Origin of the sequence: Allobosea sp. ASV33 (genome assembly GCF_016428755.1) — a bacterium.
GTDB lineage: Bacteria > Pseudomonadota > Alphaproteobacteria > Rhizobiales > Beijerinckiaceae > Allobosea.
In genome coordinates, this window is sequence record NZ_JAELTI010000010.1 from 36,788 (window position 1) to 53,772 (window position 16,985).

Here is a 16,985-nt window from a genome sequence, read left to right on the forward strand (position 1 = left end):
ATGATGAAGCGGAACCGTTCATGGGTAAATCTCGTCGGCACAGCCTCGCTCCTGCTGTGCATGCTCGACGGCAATGCCGTCCGCGCGACGTCGGACTATATCGTCCGCGCGGACGACAAGCTGAAGATCAAGGTCTTCCAATACCCCGAGCTGAGCGGCGACTATAAGGTCCGCGCGAACGGAACGATCTCGATCGCGCCGATCGGCGATATCCCGGTCACCGGCCTCTCGACCAAGGAGATCGCGACCCAGATCTCGGAGCGCTTCGTGCGCTCGGGCATTTCCGACAAGCCCGGCACCTCGGTCGAGGTTCTCGAGACGCGGCCGGTCTATGTGCTGGGCGACGTCCAGAAGCCCGGCGAATACCAGTTCCGCCCGGGGATGACGGTGCTGCAGGTCGTCAGCCTGGCCGGCGGCTGGCTGCGCTTCAACGACCCCGCCCTGATGCGGCTCGACCGCGACAGCATCACCATCAGCGGCGAGATGCGCAACCTGGTCCGGCGCTACTACGAGCTGACGGCACGCCGGGCACGGCTGAATGCCGAGCTCGCGATGCGGACGGACATCCAGTTCTCGAACGATCTCGTCCTGCGCTCGCAGGTCGATCCCGCCGTGCGGCAACTGATCGACGAGGAGCGCTCGCTGCTCAACATCCATGTCGACGCGCTGAAGACCCAGATCGACAGCCTGGAGCAGAATCGCGGCCTCTACGAACGCGAGATCGACGCGATCAAGCGCCAGATCGAGGCCAACAAGGTCCAATCGGCCAGCGTCGAGCGGGAGCTCGTCGAGGTGCGGAACCTCGTCAAGCGCGGCCTGACGACCATCAGCCGCCTCGCCAATCTCGAACGCATGCAGGCCCAGCTCGAGATGAACGAACAGGGCTTCCAGACCCTGATCCTGCGCTCGCGCCAGAACATCACGCAGGCCGACCAGCGGATCTTCGACCTCAAGAGCCAGCGCAATGCCGCGGTGACCGCCGAAGTCCAGAAGGTCCGGATGGATATCGACGATGTCAGCGTCAGGTTCGACACCAACCGCAGCCTGCTCGTCGAGGCCAAGGTGACCGTGCCAGCCCTGGTCGGCGTTTCCGACGGCGCCGTCGAGACCAAGAGCCTCGTGGTCGTGCGCATGCTGGACGGCAAGACGCAGACGATCGACGCGACCGAGAACACCGAACTCCTGCCCGGCGACGTGCTGCGCATCCAGAGGACCATCCTTCCGGGCACGCTGGGCATCGGCACGCTCGAGCAGACCAGCATGATGACGCCTGTCGGCGTCAAGCAGTGACCTAGCGGCTGCGCGCTCCGCGCAGCCGGTTCCCAGCCCGGTTCCGTTGCGTTCGGTGGATTGTTTCGTCCCGTGTTTCGAGTGGGGAGATCGACTATGGCCTTCATGAACGGCGATACCGGACAGAACGGAGCAGGCGGCCCTTCCCTTCAACAGCAGATATTGGCGCACCAGCCGCAATTGCGGGCCTATGCCATGTCGTTGAGCCGCAGCGCCGACCGCTCGGATGATCTCGTGCAGGAAACGATGCTGCGCGCGATCAGCAAGATCGAGAGCTTCCGGCCAGGCACCAATATGGGCGCCTGGCTCACGACGATCCTGCGCAACTGCTACCTCTCCGACCTACGCCGGCGCCGCCACGAGGTCGAGGATGCCGATGGCTGCTATTCGGAGTCGCTGCGCTCGGCGCCGGAGCAGGAAGGCCATATGGAATACCGGGAATTCTGCTACGCCCTCAGGGCGATCCCCTTCGACCAGCGCGAGGCGCTGATGCTGGTGGGCGCGGCCGGCCTCTCCTACGAGGACACAGCGACGCTGTGCCGGACCACGACCGGGACGATCAAGAGCCGGATCAACCGCGCCCGTTCCAGGCTGGCCGCCCTGCTCTCGATCGAGAGCCTCGACGAAATCGGCTTCGACAGCCGAACGCGCGCCGTGATGGCCGGCACTCCCAATAGCAATCCAAAGCGCTGGTCTTTCTGAGAGCAGCGCGAGGATCGGCCGCCGGCAAGGGACGCCCGCCCTTGTCGGCGTTTCGACTTTCACGAAAGCATGGCCGCCATCGGCAGCCATGCTTCCGTCGGCTCAACGCTCCCGCAAGCTGTCGTGCTGGTAGCGGGCGAGCGGCGAGAGCAGATAGCTGATGATCCGCCGCCGGCCCGTCTTGATCTCCGCCGTCACGGCCATGCCGGGCGACAGATTGACCTGCTTGTCCTCGACCGCGAGCTGCGTGCGATCCAGCGAGATCCGGGCGGAATAGAGCAGTTCCTGGCCACGCGGCTCGCTGCTCTCGTTCCCGGCCCCCGACGTCTTGTCTCCGCCATTGCCGGGCGCCTTGTCGCGCGCGATCGCATCCTGTGAGATGCTCAGGATCGTGCCGTGCAGCAGGCCGTAGCGCGTGAAGTTGAAGGTATCGACCTTGACCGCCGCAGCCTGGCCCGCACTGACGAAGCCGATATCGCGGTTCGAGATCATCGCCTCGATTTCGAGCCGGCTATCGGCCGGGACGATGTAGAGCAAGGTCTGCGCGGGGGTCACGACGCCGCCGACCGTGTGGATCGCGAGCTGCTGGACCATGCCGTCGACCGGCGCCGTCAGCCGTTGCAGGCTCTTGCGCTGCTCGGTCTTGACGATATCGCGCGCGAGGCCGGCCGCCTTCTGCCGGGCCTTGCTGAGCTCGTCGAACAGGGTCCGCTCGTATTCGGCGATGGTCTTGGTGCGGGTCTCCATCAACGCCACGACCGCGGCATTGGTCTCGCTGCCGCGCTTCTCCTGAACCAGGATGTCCTGGCGCTGACCGACCAGGTCCTGCAATTCGGTGAGATAGGTCACCTTGGAGCCAAGCTCCTTCTGGAAGAGCTGCTCGCGAATCTCGACCCGCTGCTGAAGCGGCACGATCGTCGACTTGAGCTTGTCGACGGAGGCCTGGATCGTGTCGCGCTCCGCCACCTTCTGGGCAAGCTGGCCGTCGATCGTGGCGAGCTTGGCCTTCTGCTCGCTGCTCTGGCTGATCAGCAGCCCGCGATAGACCTGGAGCAGATCGGGCGGCGCATCCGCCGGCGGCTTGAAGGCCGCCAGGGCATTGTCCTTGTCGTCGATCGCGGCCTGCAATCTGGCCATGTCGAGGCGCGCGGCCATCAGGTCGCCCTGCAGGTGGCCGAGCTCAGCTTCGACAGCGGTCGTGTCGAGATCGACCAGCACGTCGCCGGCCTTGACGCTCTGGCCGTCGCGGACCCGGATCGCCCGCACGACGCCGGTCTCGAAAGGCTGGATCATCTTGATCCGGTCGCTCGGGATGATCTTGCCCGGCGCGACGGCGACGATGTCGACCGTGCCGATACAGGCCCAGGCCAGCGCCGCGGCGAAGACCGAGATGATGCTGAACCCGATGATGCGCCCCAAGGGTGACGGCGGCGTCTCGACGATCTCGAGCGCGGCCGGCAGGAAGGCGAGCTCCAGCGAGCGCAGGCGCTTCTCGTCGGTCGAGCGGGTGATGATCGCCTGCTGCAGCGCCTGCGAGCGCATGGCGATGCCGCTCACGGCGCTGCGGGTGTTTTCCGCGCCCCAGCGCGCCGTCGTCACGAGGGCCTGGCGCGCCCGCTCCGTCACCGCCTCGTCGAAGCGCGGGATCAAGCCCGCCTTGGCCGGCTCCAGCAGGATGACGCGGCCATTCCATTCGGCCTCGAACTCTTCCCGCGTCATCAGGACCGGCCGCGGGCTGTCGGCGCCGACGACCAGAACCTTCTCCTCATTGGCCTTGCCGAGCAGGAGGAACCCGCCGTTGCGAAGCCCGGCGATGCAGGGCAACGACAGGCCGGCGAGCTTCTCCCAGCCGACGGAGCGGGAGCGGCCCCGGAAGCCGTGGGCCCGCGCTCCGCGCAGAATCTCGGCCGGCCCGATGTCCCCCTCGCCCATCTGCTGGCGAAGCTCATCGGTCGTGACGGAGGCGCCGCGCAGGCGCAGCAGCATTTCCAGGGCGAACAGCCCCGATTGATTATGTGTGGACGCTTGCATGGCGTTTTTCTTGCTGCGGCTCCCTATCCGGAGATCAACGCAGCACTGGGTTCCCCGGTACAGTGGAAAGGACGATCATCAGACGGCGTCTCAGCGCTGGTGGCCCGCCAGCGCCGGCAGCGTCGCCGCTTCGGAGCGCATGCCCGCGTGGCCTGCCCCCGCTGCGACGCCGCTATTCTCCGGCAGGCCCGACTGGAGCCGGTGCAGCGTGGCGTATCGCCCGCCTGTCCGCACCAGCTTCTCATGCGTGCCGTCCTCGATCAGCCGGCCGCTCTCGATCGTGACGATGCGATCGGCCATCCGGAGCGTCGAGAGACGATGCGCGATGATGAGCACGGTGCGGGACCGCGCGATCTGCGCCATGTTCTGCTGGATGATGTGCTCGCTCTCGTAGTCGAGCGCGCTGGTCGCTTCGTCGAAGATCAGGATGCGCGGGTCGGTCGCCAGCGCACGGGCGATGGCGATGCGCTGGCGCTGCCCGCCCGACAGGCTGCCGCCGCGCTCGCCGACGACCGTGTCATAGCCCTCGGGCAGCTTCAGGATGAAGTCATGCGCGCCGGCGAGCTTGGCGGCCTCGATCACCTTGTCGGCCGGCAAGGCCGGATCGGCCAAGGCGATATTGTCGCGGATCGAGCGGTTGAACAGGATGTTGTCCTGCAGGACCACGCCGATCTGGCGGCGAAGCCAGGACGGATCGATCTGGGCGACATCCACCCCGTCGATCAGGACCCGGCCGCTTTCCGGCACGTAGAGGCGCTGGGCGAGCTTGGCCAGCGTGCTCTTGCCTGAACCGGACGGCCCGACGATCCCGATCATCTGCCCGGCCGGAATGGTCAGGTTGATGTTGTGCAGGATCTCCGGCCCGTCGACCCGGTACCGGAAGGTGACATGCTCGAAGCTGATGTCGCCGCGGATCGCAGGCAGCGCCGTCCGGTTCGGATTGTAGGACGGCTCCGGCGTGGTGTTGAGGATGTCGCCGAGACGGGCGATCGACAGGCGCGTCTGGTGGAAATCCTGCCAGATCTGAGCCAGCCGCAGGACCGGGCCGCTGACGCGGCCCGCGAGCAGGTTGAACGCCACGAGCTCGCCGACCGAGAGCTCCCCCCCGATGACCAGCTTGGCGCCGACATAGAGGATCGCGGCGGTCACCAGCTTGCTGACGAGCTGGACGGACTGGCTCGCGATATTGCCCAGGCTCAGCACCCGGAAGCTCGCCGCGACGTAGGCCGCCAGTTGCTCCTCCCAGCGCTGCTGCATCTGGGGTTCGATCGCCATCGACTTGAGCGTCTCGACCGCCGTGACGCTTTCGACCAGGAAGGCCTGGTTCTCGGCGCCGCGGGCGAACTTGTCGTCGAGATAGCGCCGGAACAGCGGGGTCACGCCGACCGATATGCCGATATAGACCGGCAGCGAGGCCAGCACGATCCAGGTCAGCGTCGGTGAGTAGAAGAACAGCGCCGCGACGAAGACGAGCGTGAAGAACAGGTCGATGACGAGCGTCAGGCCCGAACTGGTCAGGAAGTTGCGGATATTCTCGAGCTCGCGCACGCGGGCGACGGAATCGCCGACACGCCGCGCCTGGAAATAGCCGATCGGCAGCGCCAGCAGATGGCGGAACAGGCGCGCGCCGAGCTCGACGTCGATCCGGTTCGTGGTGTGCGAGAACAGATAGGTCCTCAGCGCGCCGAGCACGACCTCGAACAGGGCGATCGCCACGAGCCCGACCACGAGCACGTCGAGCGTGCTGATGCTGTGATGCACCAGGACCTTGTCGATGACGACCTGGAAGAAGAGCGGCGAGATCAGGCCGAAGAGCTGGAGGAAGAAGGACGCGACCAGCACCTCGGCGAGGAGCGCGCGATATTTATGGATGGCGCCCATGAACCAGGTGATATCGAAGCGGCGCGCGAGATCGGTCAGCGTCGCGCGCTTCGTCATCAGGACGAGGCGCCCGTCCCAGATCGCTTCCAGCTCGGCACGCGAGAGCATGCTCGGGCGCGGAGCGTTCGGCGCCTGGACGAGGATGCTGTCCTCGCCGACACGGCCGAGCACGAGGAAACCGCCATCGCTCAGCGCCGCGATCACCGGCATCGGCGTCTTGGCCAGGCGTTCCCAGTTCGTGGAGAGAACGCGCGCCTTGAGACCGAGGCCCTTGGCGCAGCGCACCATCTCGGTGACCCCGATGGGCCGCCCCGGGAACTGGTGCTGGATCTGCTCGGGAAGGACGCTGACGCCCTGACCGCGCAGGATGAAGAGCAGCGCGACGAGACCGTCGTCAGAGATCGGATGGGTATCGTTATCGGGATTTTTCAATCGCCGGACCCTGCATTGATGATGTTGAGCGCGTGCACGCGGGGAACAGCCCCGCGTGCACGGCATTGAGAGCGTAGGACGCTCCGGTGGGATAAAGCAGCGGGCGAGGCCGGGCTCGGCGCAAGGCCTGCCCAGCCCCGCCCACGGTCAGGCCTGCGCCTTCGCGAGCGTCTGAGCCGTGTTGTTCAGCCAGTCCTGCGCCTGGGCGGTGGTGCCCGTCGCGGGGATGGCGAAACTCGACGCCGCATACTGGTCGAGCAAGGCCAGCCGGGACATCGCGGAGCTTTGCGCCGGCGCAGCCGTGGCTGCGCCGTCGAACGCGTTGACCCCGGCGTCCGAAGCACTGGCTCCGGACTCCGCAGCACCGGGATAGCCGACCGTCCTGCGGTTGCCGAAGGAGAAGTCGCCTCCCCAAGCCGCATGACCGCCGAACCAGTCGCTCCAAGGAGTCGGTGCCGCGGCCGGCGAGGTCGCAGCCGTGTCCGGGCCTGTCGCGGCGGGCGCCGGAGCGGCCGGAGCGACGAGATCGGTCGCGGAAGCCAGCGTCGTCGGCTGGCTGGCCGCGACCGTCGCAGCCGTCGTTGCGCTAACAGCCAGCGTCCCGGCAGGCTGATGCGGCGCGCCGGCAACATTGACGGCGTTCCCGGCCCGATCCCTGACACCATTCAGGTTGTAGCTGGAGACCTCGAGATCGGCAGCCTTTTCGCCGGCCTGCACCTTGTAGTCGAACTGCAAGGTGCTGGTGCCGGCGCCACCGACATATTTGGCGGTGCCCTTGCTGTTCAGCGACAGGGTCGGCGTGCCGTTGACCGTCACCACCTCGTTGAAGTTGACCGACAACCTGACGATATCGCCGACGCCGACGGTACCGCTGCTGTTGGTGAGCTTCGACCCGGTGGCGGCGATCCACTGGACCTTCGGCGCCGTGGTGTCGCCAGCGGCCACGGCGTTGACGACCAGCGTTCCGGCGGGCTGATGCGGCGCCCCGGAAACATTGACGGCATTACCGGCCTGATCCTTGACGCCGTTCAGGTTGTAGCTGGAGACCTCCAGGTCGGACGCCTTTTCGCCAGCCTGCACCTTGTAGTCGAACTGCAAGGTGCTGGTGCCGGCGCCGCCGACATATTTGGCGGTGCCCTTGCTGTTCAACGACAGGGTCGGCGTGCCGTCGACGGTCATCACCTCGTTGAAGTTGACCGACAGCCGGACGGTATCGCCAGCGCCGACGGTGCCGCTGCTGTTGGTGAGCTTCGACCCGGTGGCGGCGATCCACTGGACCTTCGGCGCCGTGGTGTCGCCAGCGGCCTTGGTATCGACGACCAGCGTTCCGGCAGGCTGATACGGGGCGCCCGACAGGCTGAGCGCATTGCCGGCCTTGTCCTTCACTCCGCTCAGGTTATAGGCGCTGATCGCCAGATCGGCCGTGTTCTGACCGGCCGCTACCTTGTACTCGAACTGCAAGGTATCGGTGCCGGCGCCGCTCACATATTTGGCCGTGCCCTTGTCGTTGAGCGACAGGGTCGGCGTACCACTCACATTCACCGCTTCGCTGAACTTCAGCGTCAGCCTGACGGTATCGCCGGCATGGACCGTGCCGGTGCCGTTCGTGACGCCGGGGCCGTTGGCCGCCACCCACTGCACGGTCGGCTTGGTCGTATCGGGAGACGTGCCGGTCGGCGGAGTCGTGACCGGCGGCGTGGTGACGGGGGGCGTGACGACCGGCGGGGTGGTCACCGGGGGATTAGTGCCGTTGCCGCCGGACGAACCGCCCGTGTTGCCCGAAGGGGTACCGCCGCTCACGCCCTGGAGCAAAGGCGTGATGCTGCCCATGTCATGCCAGAGCTGGGTCATCGTCGCGTCGTCGAAGGCATTCGCCTGCGCACGAACGTTGGTGACGCCACCGGCGACGTCGACGACATAGGCGCCGTATTGCTGCATGGCCTTGAAGACCTGCTGGCCCAGCGGAGAAAGGCCGGCAGGCATCGGCGTGCCCGGCGGAATGCCGAGAAGCTGCCCTTCCTTGACGATACCCGACGCGCTGCCGCCGTCGCTGGAGATCGCCTGGCCGACGGCACCCGCCTTGACGAGCGTACCGTCGACGACGAGTTGCAGCGCGTGATCGATCGAGCCGTCCTTGACTTCGTCCTGAACGATCAGGCCGCCAAGCTGGCTTGCCCCGACGGCGGTGATCCCCGCCGCCAGGAAGGGCGAACTGCTGCCCCATCCGTCGCCGGTGACGATATTTTCGTAGGCCATCGAAACGGCAGACGCAGTCGTCGTGCTGGTCCGTTTGAATTGCCAGAAATTGTACGCGATGTCGCCATCGATGACGACCAGCTCACCATCGGTGCCCGCGGCGCCATTGGCGGCTGCCGGCATGTGAACGCTGATGGTGCCGCCAGGATATCCCCAACCCGCGGGGTAAGTGACCTGGACGAGCGGATCTGAAGCGGAAGCAACGTAAACCGAAGGGGAATATCCATCCCAGGCTACACTGTAGTTATACCCAGTCGAAGAAGGCCAACCCAGTTTGGTGAAAGTTGCGTCGCTGGCTAGTGGTGTATTCCAACTCGAAGAAGCGGTGAATGGCCGGGTTTCGAGTGAGGTCATATGCCAATTTCCTTAGATGTATACGAAAGGAACTGGACAGCGAGATTGGGGTAGGCCAGCCGGGTAGCTCTCGCCGATCCAGGGAGAACGCAGCGGTTAGACAGGCATGCCACGCTTAGGCGTCGGATGACGGGCCATCGCCAACGCCCGCGGCGAATCATTAGGCTCATCCGTCGATAAGCCTGGCGAGATATCGTGTTTGGAATGTGATGCCAAAACGAAATTGTTCAGATGTTCAAATCTGTGGATAAATTTCAGAAATTTTTATGACCCTTGAGCATCATCGATTAACTTACGCGCCCTTCATAAAAATCGGCAATTCGGACGGCGAGAGCCCAAATATTGGAGCTACGCCTGCTGGGCCCAACGCCAGCAGCGCGAAGTCGAAATCCGCGAATCACCCAAGGGCACCCGCGGCCCTCGAACCGCCTAGGCTCGAAAATCGGCCTGCCGGCGCGATTTATTTCCGCGCCTTTGGACGGATTTGGCGCGCATGAGCAGTATCACCAATGGCCGGCGCCGGTCCCGCGCGCCATCTTGAACTGGGAATTGACAAAAACAATGCAATCCATGCCGAAACCCAGTATCGCGATACTTGTCCTGCGGACGGTATAAGGGCCGCCCTTGAGAAATGCCGCCGTCCGGGAAAACAACCATGGCCATGGCACCCAGCCAAAACGGGAATCCGGCAACAGCTTTCTCAATTTCTCCGGCAACCAGCGCGGCGAATTCGCGCTGGCAGAAAGTTCGTTCAGAACCCGCTGGCGGCCTTCCTGCCGATGAAGCCGGATGAAGTAGCGAAAAAGAGCTGCGTTGACGGCGCTGCCGATGACGATCCGCGTTTGATGCTTGAGAAGAGCCGCGATGCTTCGCTCTGATGGATAGACATGCGTCGCTTCCGGCGATTGAGCTATAAGGCTTTCGTCTTCCGGCCGCGAGAACAAAGACGTGATAATCGCGTGCCTAATGAATCCGTCTTCTACGGGCAGTCCTATTGGAAGCTTGATTGCGCGCGCGGCTTCCGAGCGCATCGCATAAAGCTGTCCGCAAATTGCCGTCGTGAGATCGTGGCCGCTTGTTTTGCTGCCGTTGGCTATAGCCTTTTCGACAAGGCTCAGATCTTGAGGATAAAACTCGATATCCTTCAGAGGCAGGCTCGACGTTGCGACGATGTCCTTTCGGCAGATTAGAAAATCAACAATATTCTTGATGGCTGAGCGGTCGGGCAAACCGATATCGGCGTCGATGAAGACCAGGATATCGGCGTCTTCCTGTGAAATCTCATGGACGAAGCGATTCCAGGTTCTCGACTTCCCACCCTCTTTCAAGTCGTGAACCACTGCTACGCCGGGGTTTTCAAACTTCGATAACTCGCTTCGTGTCACGGCGACCGTATCGTCCGAGCACCCGTTCGCCAGAACAAACAGCCTCGTTGAAAAATCTTCGTGGGAGAATATCGTTTGACTGGAAAGATCGGCCAGCGTGCGCGCAATCCGATCCTGTTCGTTATGAGCGAATACCGCCAGATCTACATTGATCATCGATCGCTCCGACGCTGTGAAGCAAAGCGGCTCCGCCGGCGCGTCGAGGGCAACTTGCCCGGTCCGGCCTCCAACGGGGGCAGCGGATTTGGAATTGTCTCGACCGCGAACAACCGTGCCGCTCCTACCGTGACGCCGTCGCAGGCGTCTTTTGCCCGGGATATCCGACGCGCTGAAGCAGCGGCGAAATCCGGACGAGATCCCGATCCAGCGCCGTGATCGTCGACTGATCATAGGCGTTGGCCTGGGCTCGCAGATTGGTGACGCCTCCCGCGACGTCGATGACGAAAGCGCCATAGCGCTGATAGGCACGGAAGACCTTCTGCCCCAGCGGCGACAGCCCGTCCGGCATTCCGGCCGTGGCGGGGATGGCCAGGCGCTGACCTTCCTGGAGCAATCCTTTCGGGTTCGGTCCATCACCGCTGATGGCTTCACCGATATGCCCCGGCTTCGCATAGTTCCAGTCGATGACGAGCTGCAGCGCATGCCCGATCTCGCCTTGATCCGTCTCCGCCTGAACCAGCAGGCCGGCGAGCTGGCTCGATCCCGCTGCCACGATGCCGGCGCCGAGAAAGGGCGACCTACGCCCCCAGCCGGTACCTGTTGCGACATTCGTCGCGGCATAGGATTGCGCCGTGGCCGCCTCTGGGCCCGTCCGCCGGAACTGCCAGAAGTTATGGACGGTGTCCCCGTCGATCACCAGCAGTTCCCCATCGGTTCCCGACGCCCCGTCGACACCGGCGGGAAGGCGCACCCTGACGGTGCCGGCCGGAAGGCCCCAGCTCGGCGGATAATCGATGGCCACGACCGGATCGGAAGCGGAGGCGATGTAGACAGCCGGAGAGTAGCTGCTCCAGGCGACACCGAAACGAGCGCTCGGCGGCCAGCCGACCTTGCGAAAAATCGCGCCCGCACGGATCGGCGTATTCCAGGAGGAGGTCGCGGCGAATGGCCGCTTGCCGAGGGCGAAGCCGCGCCCCGGCGGATCGTCCTTCACCGTCTGTGGCTGCTGCGCGGCAGCGGACGACGCCCATCCCAAGGCAGCGAAAAGGGCGAGGCACAGGGCAAGCCGGAGCCGGGCCACGATGATGGAGGCACGGAGGCCGGGTTGCGGGCGAGGCGACCTCATCGCGCGATTTTCCAGCAAGGGTGGCTGCGACGGGTCTCGCGCGTCATGCTCATCGCTCCGTCCGGACCCAGCCGACCTGGCGGTGCACGAAGAAGCGGATGAAGGACGGAATCTTGGACAGGCAATAGCCCGGGCCCGCCGCCAGCTCGCGCCAGGACATGATCTCCCGGCCGAAACGCCACCATGCGGCGCCGATCGTCGCGACGAAGCCGGCCAGCGCAATCGAGGAGACGGCAAGCGGACCGGCAGACCTCGTCGCGCCGAACCACGCGAGGCTCGCGCCTTCCATCAGCATCAGCGATATCGCCAGCAGCGCCAGCGGCGGAATGCACAAGTCGAGTGTGAACGCCAGGAGGCGCAGGCTGCGCCGCGCGATCGCCTCTCTAATCATGGGAAGGAGGAATTCGCCGATGATCGCCAGGTGCCCATGTTCCCATCGCGTGCGCTGCTGGCGCTTTCCGGCCTCGGCCTCGGGGAATTGGCTGACGACCAATGCATCGGGGCAGAACTGCGGCGACCGATGCCCCAGCACGAGCTCCGCGCTGATCTTCTGATCCTCCGTGAGGTGGCCGGTCGCGAGATCCAGCTTGCGGGCGAGATCGTAGGGCAGAGCCATGCCGGTCCCCATCAACTGGCATGGCCACCCCAGGCGCGTGGAGCCCAGCGGCCTCACGAAGGTCTTCACGGTCCATGCGAGCCGCGAAACCTTGTCGGCCGGGCTCGGGGATGGCGGCGCCAGCATCACATAGCGCGCCTGCATGGGGCGGCCCGTTGCAGCACAGCGTTTCGCCAGAAGCTCGAGCGTCCCCGGCGCGACCTCGCAATCGGCATCGATGACGATGACGACCTGCGGCGGATCGGATGTCAGGGAGCGGATGCCGTGATCCAGCGCATAGCCCTTTCCCGTGCGCGCGGGATCGCGACGGATGGTGACGCCGACGCCGGCACTCGCGGCAATCTGCGCGGTATCGTCGGTGCAATTGTCGGCCACGACCAGCAGGCGCCCTGTCGGCGGCATGCGGGACATGAGCGAAGCGATGGTGCGTGAGATGACCGCCTCCTCGTCATGGGCGGGCATCACGACCGTGAAGCGCGGGCAGGTAGCAAAGCTTTCCGATGCGAACCGGCGCGCAGGCAGGAGCGCCGCCCCGATCTGCAAGGCGAGGAAGGCGACCGGGATCGCCGTGAGAACCCCGAGCGCAAGCAGGGCAAGGTCAATTGCATCGACGATGACGGCCATGATGATCGCCCTCTGCGTGGTCGTACACCGCGACGTCCCGCCTTCGCCGCCTGAAGACCTAACGGACGAAGCCGCCCGCCGGTTCGCGGACGGGCGCCTTCCGCCTGATCGGACGCGAACGGCCGCCAGCGACCATGTCTTCGCGGGCGCTTTCAGGCGCCTTGTGGTCGCGTGATCTCATCCCGGGAGATGATCGCCCATCGGCCATCGCGGACGTTGCACGTCCTTTCCCGGAAACGTTATGCCGCCGCTCTGCAGGTCCTTCGCAATGGCGCCGAAAACCTGCCAGGAATCGATGAAGTAGCGACGGAATAAGCGCTTCGGCTGCTGCGCAAAACGCCAAAACCACTCAAGCCCCGCTGCCTGCATCCAGACGGGAGCCCGACGCAGCGTGCCGGCATGAAAATCGAGGGCGGCCCCCACGGCCAGCCCATAGGCATCTCCGAGCACGGACCGGTGGTGGTCGATCCAGATTTCGGACTTGGGAGCCCCGACCCCGAAGAAGATATGCGTTGCATCCAGCGTCGTGATCCGGTTTGCCAAGGCCTGACTGGCGACGGGATCGTTCTCGAAACCGAATTCCGGCACGCAGATGCCGATCTGCGTCTCGTCGAAACCAGCCGCCAGCAAACGATCGCGCAGGATGTTCGCGACCGTCTCGCTCGACGCGACGAAGAAGGGCCTGTGGATTCCAGGCCTGAGATTGTTGAAAATCAGCGGAAAGAGATCCGCACCCGTGACGCGCGCCTTGACGCCGATCTTGCGCAGCTTTGCGTAGACCAGGATCGGCATGCCATCGATCGTCGTCTTCCACGAACTGCGATATGCGTCCCTGAAATCGGGATTCCGTCGCAAATTCACGACGTGATCGAGATTCAGCGTCGTCAGCAACCGGATGCCAGCCCCTTTGGGGACGAGAGAGCTGCAAATCTCGCGAGCGATATCATCGATGGACTCGCAACTGAACTGCAGGCCGAACATTGGCCTTGAGATCGAATAATCCGTCAGCCTGACGCTGCGAGCCCCCTGGCGAGGCCTGAAGCCGAATACACTTCCCGAATGTAGTTTTATGATCCCCATTTTACACCTCTGAATTATTGATTCGTTGCGCTAATGACTCCATTTATTGGATTAATTTCGATATATACTTTTATATACTTATGTTTTACATAGAAATCCCGCGATACTAAGATAACGGAAGCGGCATTTCTGGAGGCATCGAGCGAGCAAAAAGCGCAACTGGTTGCGCTTTTAACGCTCCAGGTCGGCTAAACGTCGCGTTTTCGAGGAAAATGAAGCAACGCTTTTGAAAGCGCAGAACTCGATATGTCTAATGGCGTTTAAACTGGAGGTATTCCCGCCTTTCGGGCAACGCAATGTCACTCAATGCAATCCCTCATCAGGAGCAATATCGCTCCACAGCAGCCTCAAACCATGGCAGCCAGCTCCTCTGGACCGTGGTTGTGGCCACTCTTGAGTTCAGCGTGATCGCTGCCTGCGCGTTTCTCGCGTTTCTTGCCTATTCGGCCGCCATCTATGGGGTTCTGTTTTTCAAGATCGACTACGCGCTCGCCTCCATTGGGTTGGCCGCGCTGTATTTCGTTTTCTGCTTCGTCGACAATCAGTACGATCTGCTTGGTCCCGAGTGGAACCGGCACGGCTGTTCGCGCGGCTGCGCAGCGCTTGGCCTGTCATTCGTCATGTTATTGGCCGCCGGCTACCTGACCGACAATCTCGACGATTATTCCCGCGGCACGTTCCTCGCCCAATTGCTGGCGACCCTGCTGGGCCAGGTCACGACCAGGGCAACGCTGTGGGTGGTGATCGACCGCGTCCGCAGGCACGGGCAATGGCGCTGCGGCAACTTGGTCGTGCTGGCCATGCCCGGCGCGCCCGGCGCTGCGAGCATCCGCGCAGGTCTGGCGGCGCGGCACGAGCGCATCCTGCGCTGGTTCGAACTCCCTTCAATGCGAAGCCGCACCAGTGGGAGTGCCTCCTTGGAGGTACAACTTTCAGCGATCCGGAACGAATGCCGCTCCCTGCCGATCGACGCGGTGCTGATCGTGTTCGGCTCCGACAGCATGCAGATCGTCACGAACACCGTGGAGGCGCTTTCGGAGCTTCCCGTCCGGATTCAGCTCCTGCCGGTCGGGCTGACCGCCCTCATGAGGAGTAGCCGGGTCGGCAGCTATGGCGACCTGCGCGTCCTCGAACTGTTCTGCGGACCGTGCTGCCAGCGGGACCGGTTCCTGAAGCGGGCCTTCGACATCGTCGCGGCTGCGGCGCTGCTGATGATCCTGTGGCCGTTCCTGCTCATGGTCGCGATCCTGATCAAGCTCGATTCCGCCGGGCCGGTGCTCTTCAAGCAGATGCGGCTCGGCTTCAACAACGAGCCGATCCCGGTCCTGAAGTTCCGCAGCATGAGCTGCCTCGAGGATGCCCGGGAAGGCTTCAGCCAGGCCGTCCGGAACGACCCGCGCGTCACCCGCGTCGGGCGCGTGCTGCGGCGGACCAATATCGACGAGCTGCCGCAGCTCCTGAACGTGCTCAGAGGCGAGATGTCGCTCGTGGGCCCGCGGCCGCACGCCATCGCGCATAACCACATGTATGCCGATCAGATCACGCGGATGTTCCGGCGGCACAATGTCAGGCCAGGCATCACCGGATGGGCGCAGGTCAACGGGCTGCGCGGCGAGACCGACACCTTCGAGAAGATGCAGAAGCGGATCGAGCACGATCTCTACTACGTCGACAACTGGTCGTTCTTTTTCGACCTCAAGATCCTGGTCAAGACCGTCGTCTCGAAGCGCGCACGCCTTAACGCCTATTGAGGAAGGGAAAGCCCGATGCGCGTCTGCTACTTCGTCTCCGAGTATCCGACTGTCTCGCACACCTTCATCCGGCGCGAGATCGCCGAGCTGGAGCGGAATGGCATCTCGGTGGTGCGCGTGTCGGTGCGCGGCAACGACCGCAAGCTGGTCGATCCGGACGATATCCGCGAGAAGGCCCGGACGCGCTTCATCATGGAGGGCAGCAAGGCGAAGTTCGTCGTGGCCCTTGCGACGGCCATGATGCGCAGCCCGTCGACCCTGGCCAAGGCGACATGGGCGGCCATCAAGATGATGCGGCGCACGAGCCGGCCGGCACCGTTCCACCTGATCTATCTCGCGGAAGCGCTCGTCCTGGCGCAGTGGGTCATCGAGGAGAAGGCCCAGCATATCCATTCGCATTTCGCGATGAACGGCGCGGAAGTCGCCATGCTCTGCCACATCCTGACCGGCGTCCCCTACAGCTTCACCGTGCATGGCTCCGACGAGTTCGACAGGCCCGAATATCTCGGCCTGCCCGCCAAGGTGAAGCATGCGGCCTTCGTCCCCGTCGTCAGCTCCTATACCGGCAGCCAGATGCGCCGCTGGATCCCCATCGAGGAGTGGGGGAAGCTCCTGCTCCTGCGCTGTGGGCTCGATGCCGCTTTCCTGGACACGCCGCTGCCGACGGTCGTGCCGAAATCCCGGTTCGTGATCGTCGCCCGGCTCAGCAGCGAGAAAGGCCATCTCGTCCTGCTCCAGGCGCTCGCGATCCTCGTGCGGGAGGGTGTGCCTTTCGAGATGACCGTGATCGGGGACGGTCCCATGCGACCGCAGATCGAACGGGCCATCCAGGAGCTCGGCCTCGCGCAACATGTCGAGCTGGCAGGCGCGAGGAGCAATGCCGATGTCCGGACCGCCATCCGCGGGGCGCGCGCGCTCGTCCTGTCGAGCTTCATCGAAGGCGTGCCCATCGTCCTGATGGAAGCCATGGCTCTCGGCCGGCCGGTCATCGCGACCCATGTCGGCGGTATCCCGGAGCTGGTGGACCGGGATTGCGGCTGGCTCGTTCCCGCGGGAAGCGCCGAGCGGCTCGCCGAGGCGATGAAGCAATGCCTCGACGCGCCCGACACCGTGATCCAGGCCATGGGGCGGTCGGGCCGAGGCCATGTGCTGGAACGGCACGACGTCGCCCGCCAGGGCCGGGAGCTGGCCGCGCTGTTCAGGGCGGAGCAGCGGGAGGAAGCGGCCGCCGTCGATCTCGCCGAACCGATCGTGCTCCAGTTCAGGCGCTCGGACCTGGTGAAGGGATGAGCTTATCG

General features: G+C 64.3%; 11 protein-coding genes. 4 read left to right on the forward strand and 7 right to left on the reverse strand.

Annotated features, from left to right (window positions below):
- Both JHD80_RS05190 and JHD80_RS05195 read left to right on the forward strand, forming a co-directional pair.
- Entirely contained in the window at nucleotides 1-1,290 is a 1,290-nt protein-coding gene (locus JHD80_RS05190; RefSeq protein WP_199085313.1) for a polysaccharide biosynthesis/export family protein, read from the forward strand.
- 96 nt (nucleotides 1,291-1,386) lie between these two features.
- Complete coding sequence (locus JHD80_RS05195) at nucleotides 1,387-1,992, forward strand: sigma-70 family RNA polymerase sigma factor (RefSeq protein ID WP_248311400.1); 606 nt, start codon at nucleotides 1,387-1,389, stop codon at nucleotides 1,990-1,992.
- A gap of 102 nt (nucleotides 1,993-2,094) precedes the next feature.
- On the opposite strand, the gene JHD80_RS05200 is transcribed toward JHD80_RS05195, so the two are convergent.
- The 7 genes from JHD80_RS05200 to JHD80_RS05230 form a co-directional block, all read right to left on the reverse strand.
- Nucleotides 2,095-4,023, reverse strand: a complete 1,929-nt coding sequence (locus tag JHD80_RS05200; RefSeq protein ID WP_199085314.1) for an HlyD family type I secretion periplasmic adaptor subunit — start codon at nucleotides 4,021-4,023, stop codon at nucleotides 2,095-2,097.
- A gap of 90 nt (nucleotides 4,024-4,113) precedes the next feature.
- Nucleotides 4,114-6,402, reverse strand: coding sequence for a type I secretion system permease/ATPase (locus JHD80_RS05205; RefSeq protein ID WP_199085315.1), 2,289 nt, complete (start codon nucleotides 6,400-6,402; stop codon nucleotides 4,114-4,116).
- 81 nt (nucleotides 6,403-6,483) lie between these two features.
- Nucleotides 6,484-8,946: a hypothetical protein gene (locus tag JHD80_RS05210; protein WP_199085316.1), complete on the reverse strand. Its 2,463-nt coding sequence runs from the start codon at nucleotides 8,944-8,946 to the stop codon at nucleotides 6,484-6,486.
- Nucleotides 8,947-9,449: 503 nt separating this feature from the next.
- Entirely contained in the window at nucleotides 9,450-10,487 is a 1,038-nt protein-coding gene (locus JHD80_RS05215) for a glycosyltransferase (RefSeq protein ID WP_199085317.1), read from the reverse strand.
- Between the two features lie 124 nt (nucleotides 10,488-10,611).
- Nucleotides 10,612-11,616 (reverse strand): hypothetical protein, encoded by a 1,005-nt coding sequence (locus JHD80_RS05220; protein ID WP_199085318.1) that lies wholly within the window; start codon nucleotides 11,614-11,616, stop codon nucleotides 10,612-10,614.
- Nucleotides 11,617-11,665: 49 nt separating this feature from the next.
- Nucleotides 11,666-12,856, reverse strand: a complete 1,191-nt coding sequence (locus JHD80_RS05225; RefSeq protein WP_199085319.1) for a glycosyltransferase family 2 protein — start codon at nucleotides 12,854-12,856, stop codon at nucleotides 11,666-11,668.
- Between the two features lie 177 nt (nucleotides 12,857-13,033).
- Entirely contained in the window at nucleotides 13,034-13,837 is an 804-nt protein-coding gene (locus JHD80_RS05230) for a WecB/TagA/CpsF family glycosyltransferase (protein ID WP_199085320.1), read from the reverse strand.
- 395 nt (nucleotides 13,838-14,232) lie between these two features.
- Here JHD80_RS05230 and JHD80_RS05235 point away from each other — a divergent pair, with 395 nt between their 5' ends.
- Together JHD80_RS05235 and JHD80_RS05240 are read left to right on the forward strand one after the other, a co-directional pair.
- Nucleotides 14,233-15,687 carry an exopolysaccharide biosynthesis polyprenyl glycosylphosphotransferase gene (locus JHD80_RS05235; protein WP_199085321.1) on the forward strand — a complete coding sequence of 485 codons (1,455 nt, stop codon included), beginning with the start codon at nucleotides 14,233-14,235 and terminating at the stop codon, nucleotides 15,685-15,687.
- A 15-nt stretch (nucleotides 15,688-15,702) separates the two neighbouring features.
- A complete protein-coding gene (locus JHD80_RS05240; RefSeq protein ID WP_199085322.1) occupies nucleotides 15,703-16,977 on the forward strand; it encodes a glycosyltransferase in 1,275 nt (424 codons plus the stop codon).
- Nucleotides 16,978-16,985: the final 8 nt, after the last annotated feature.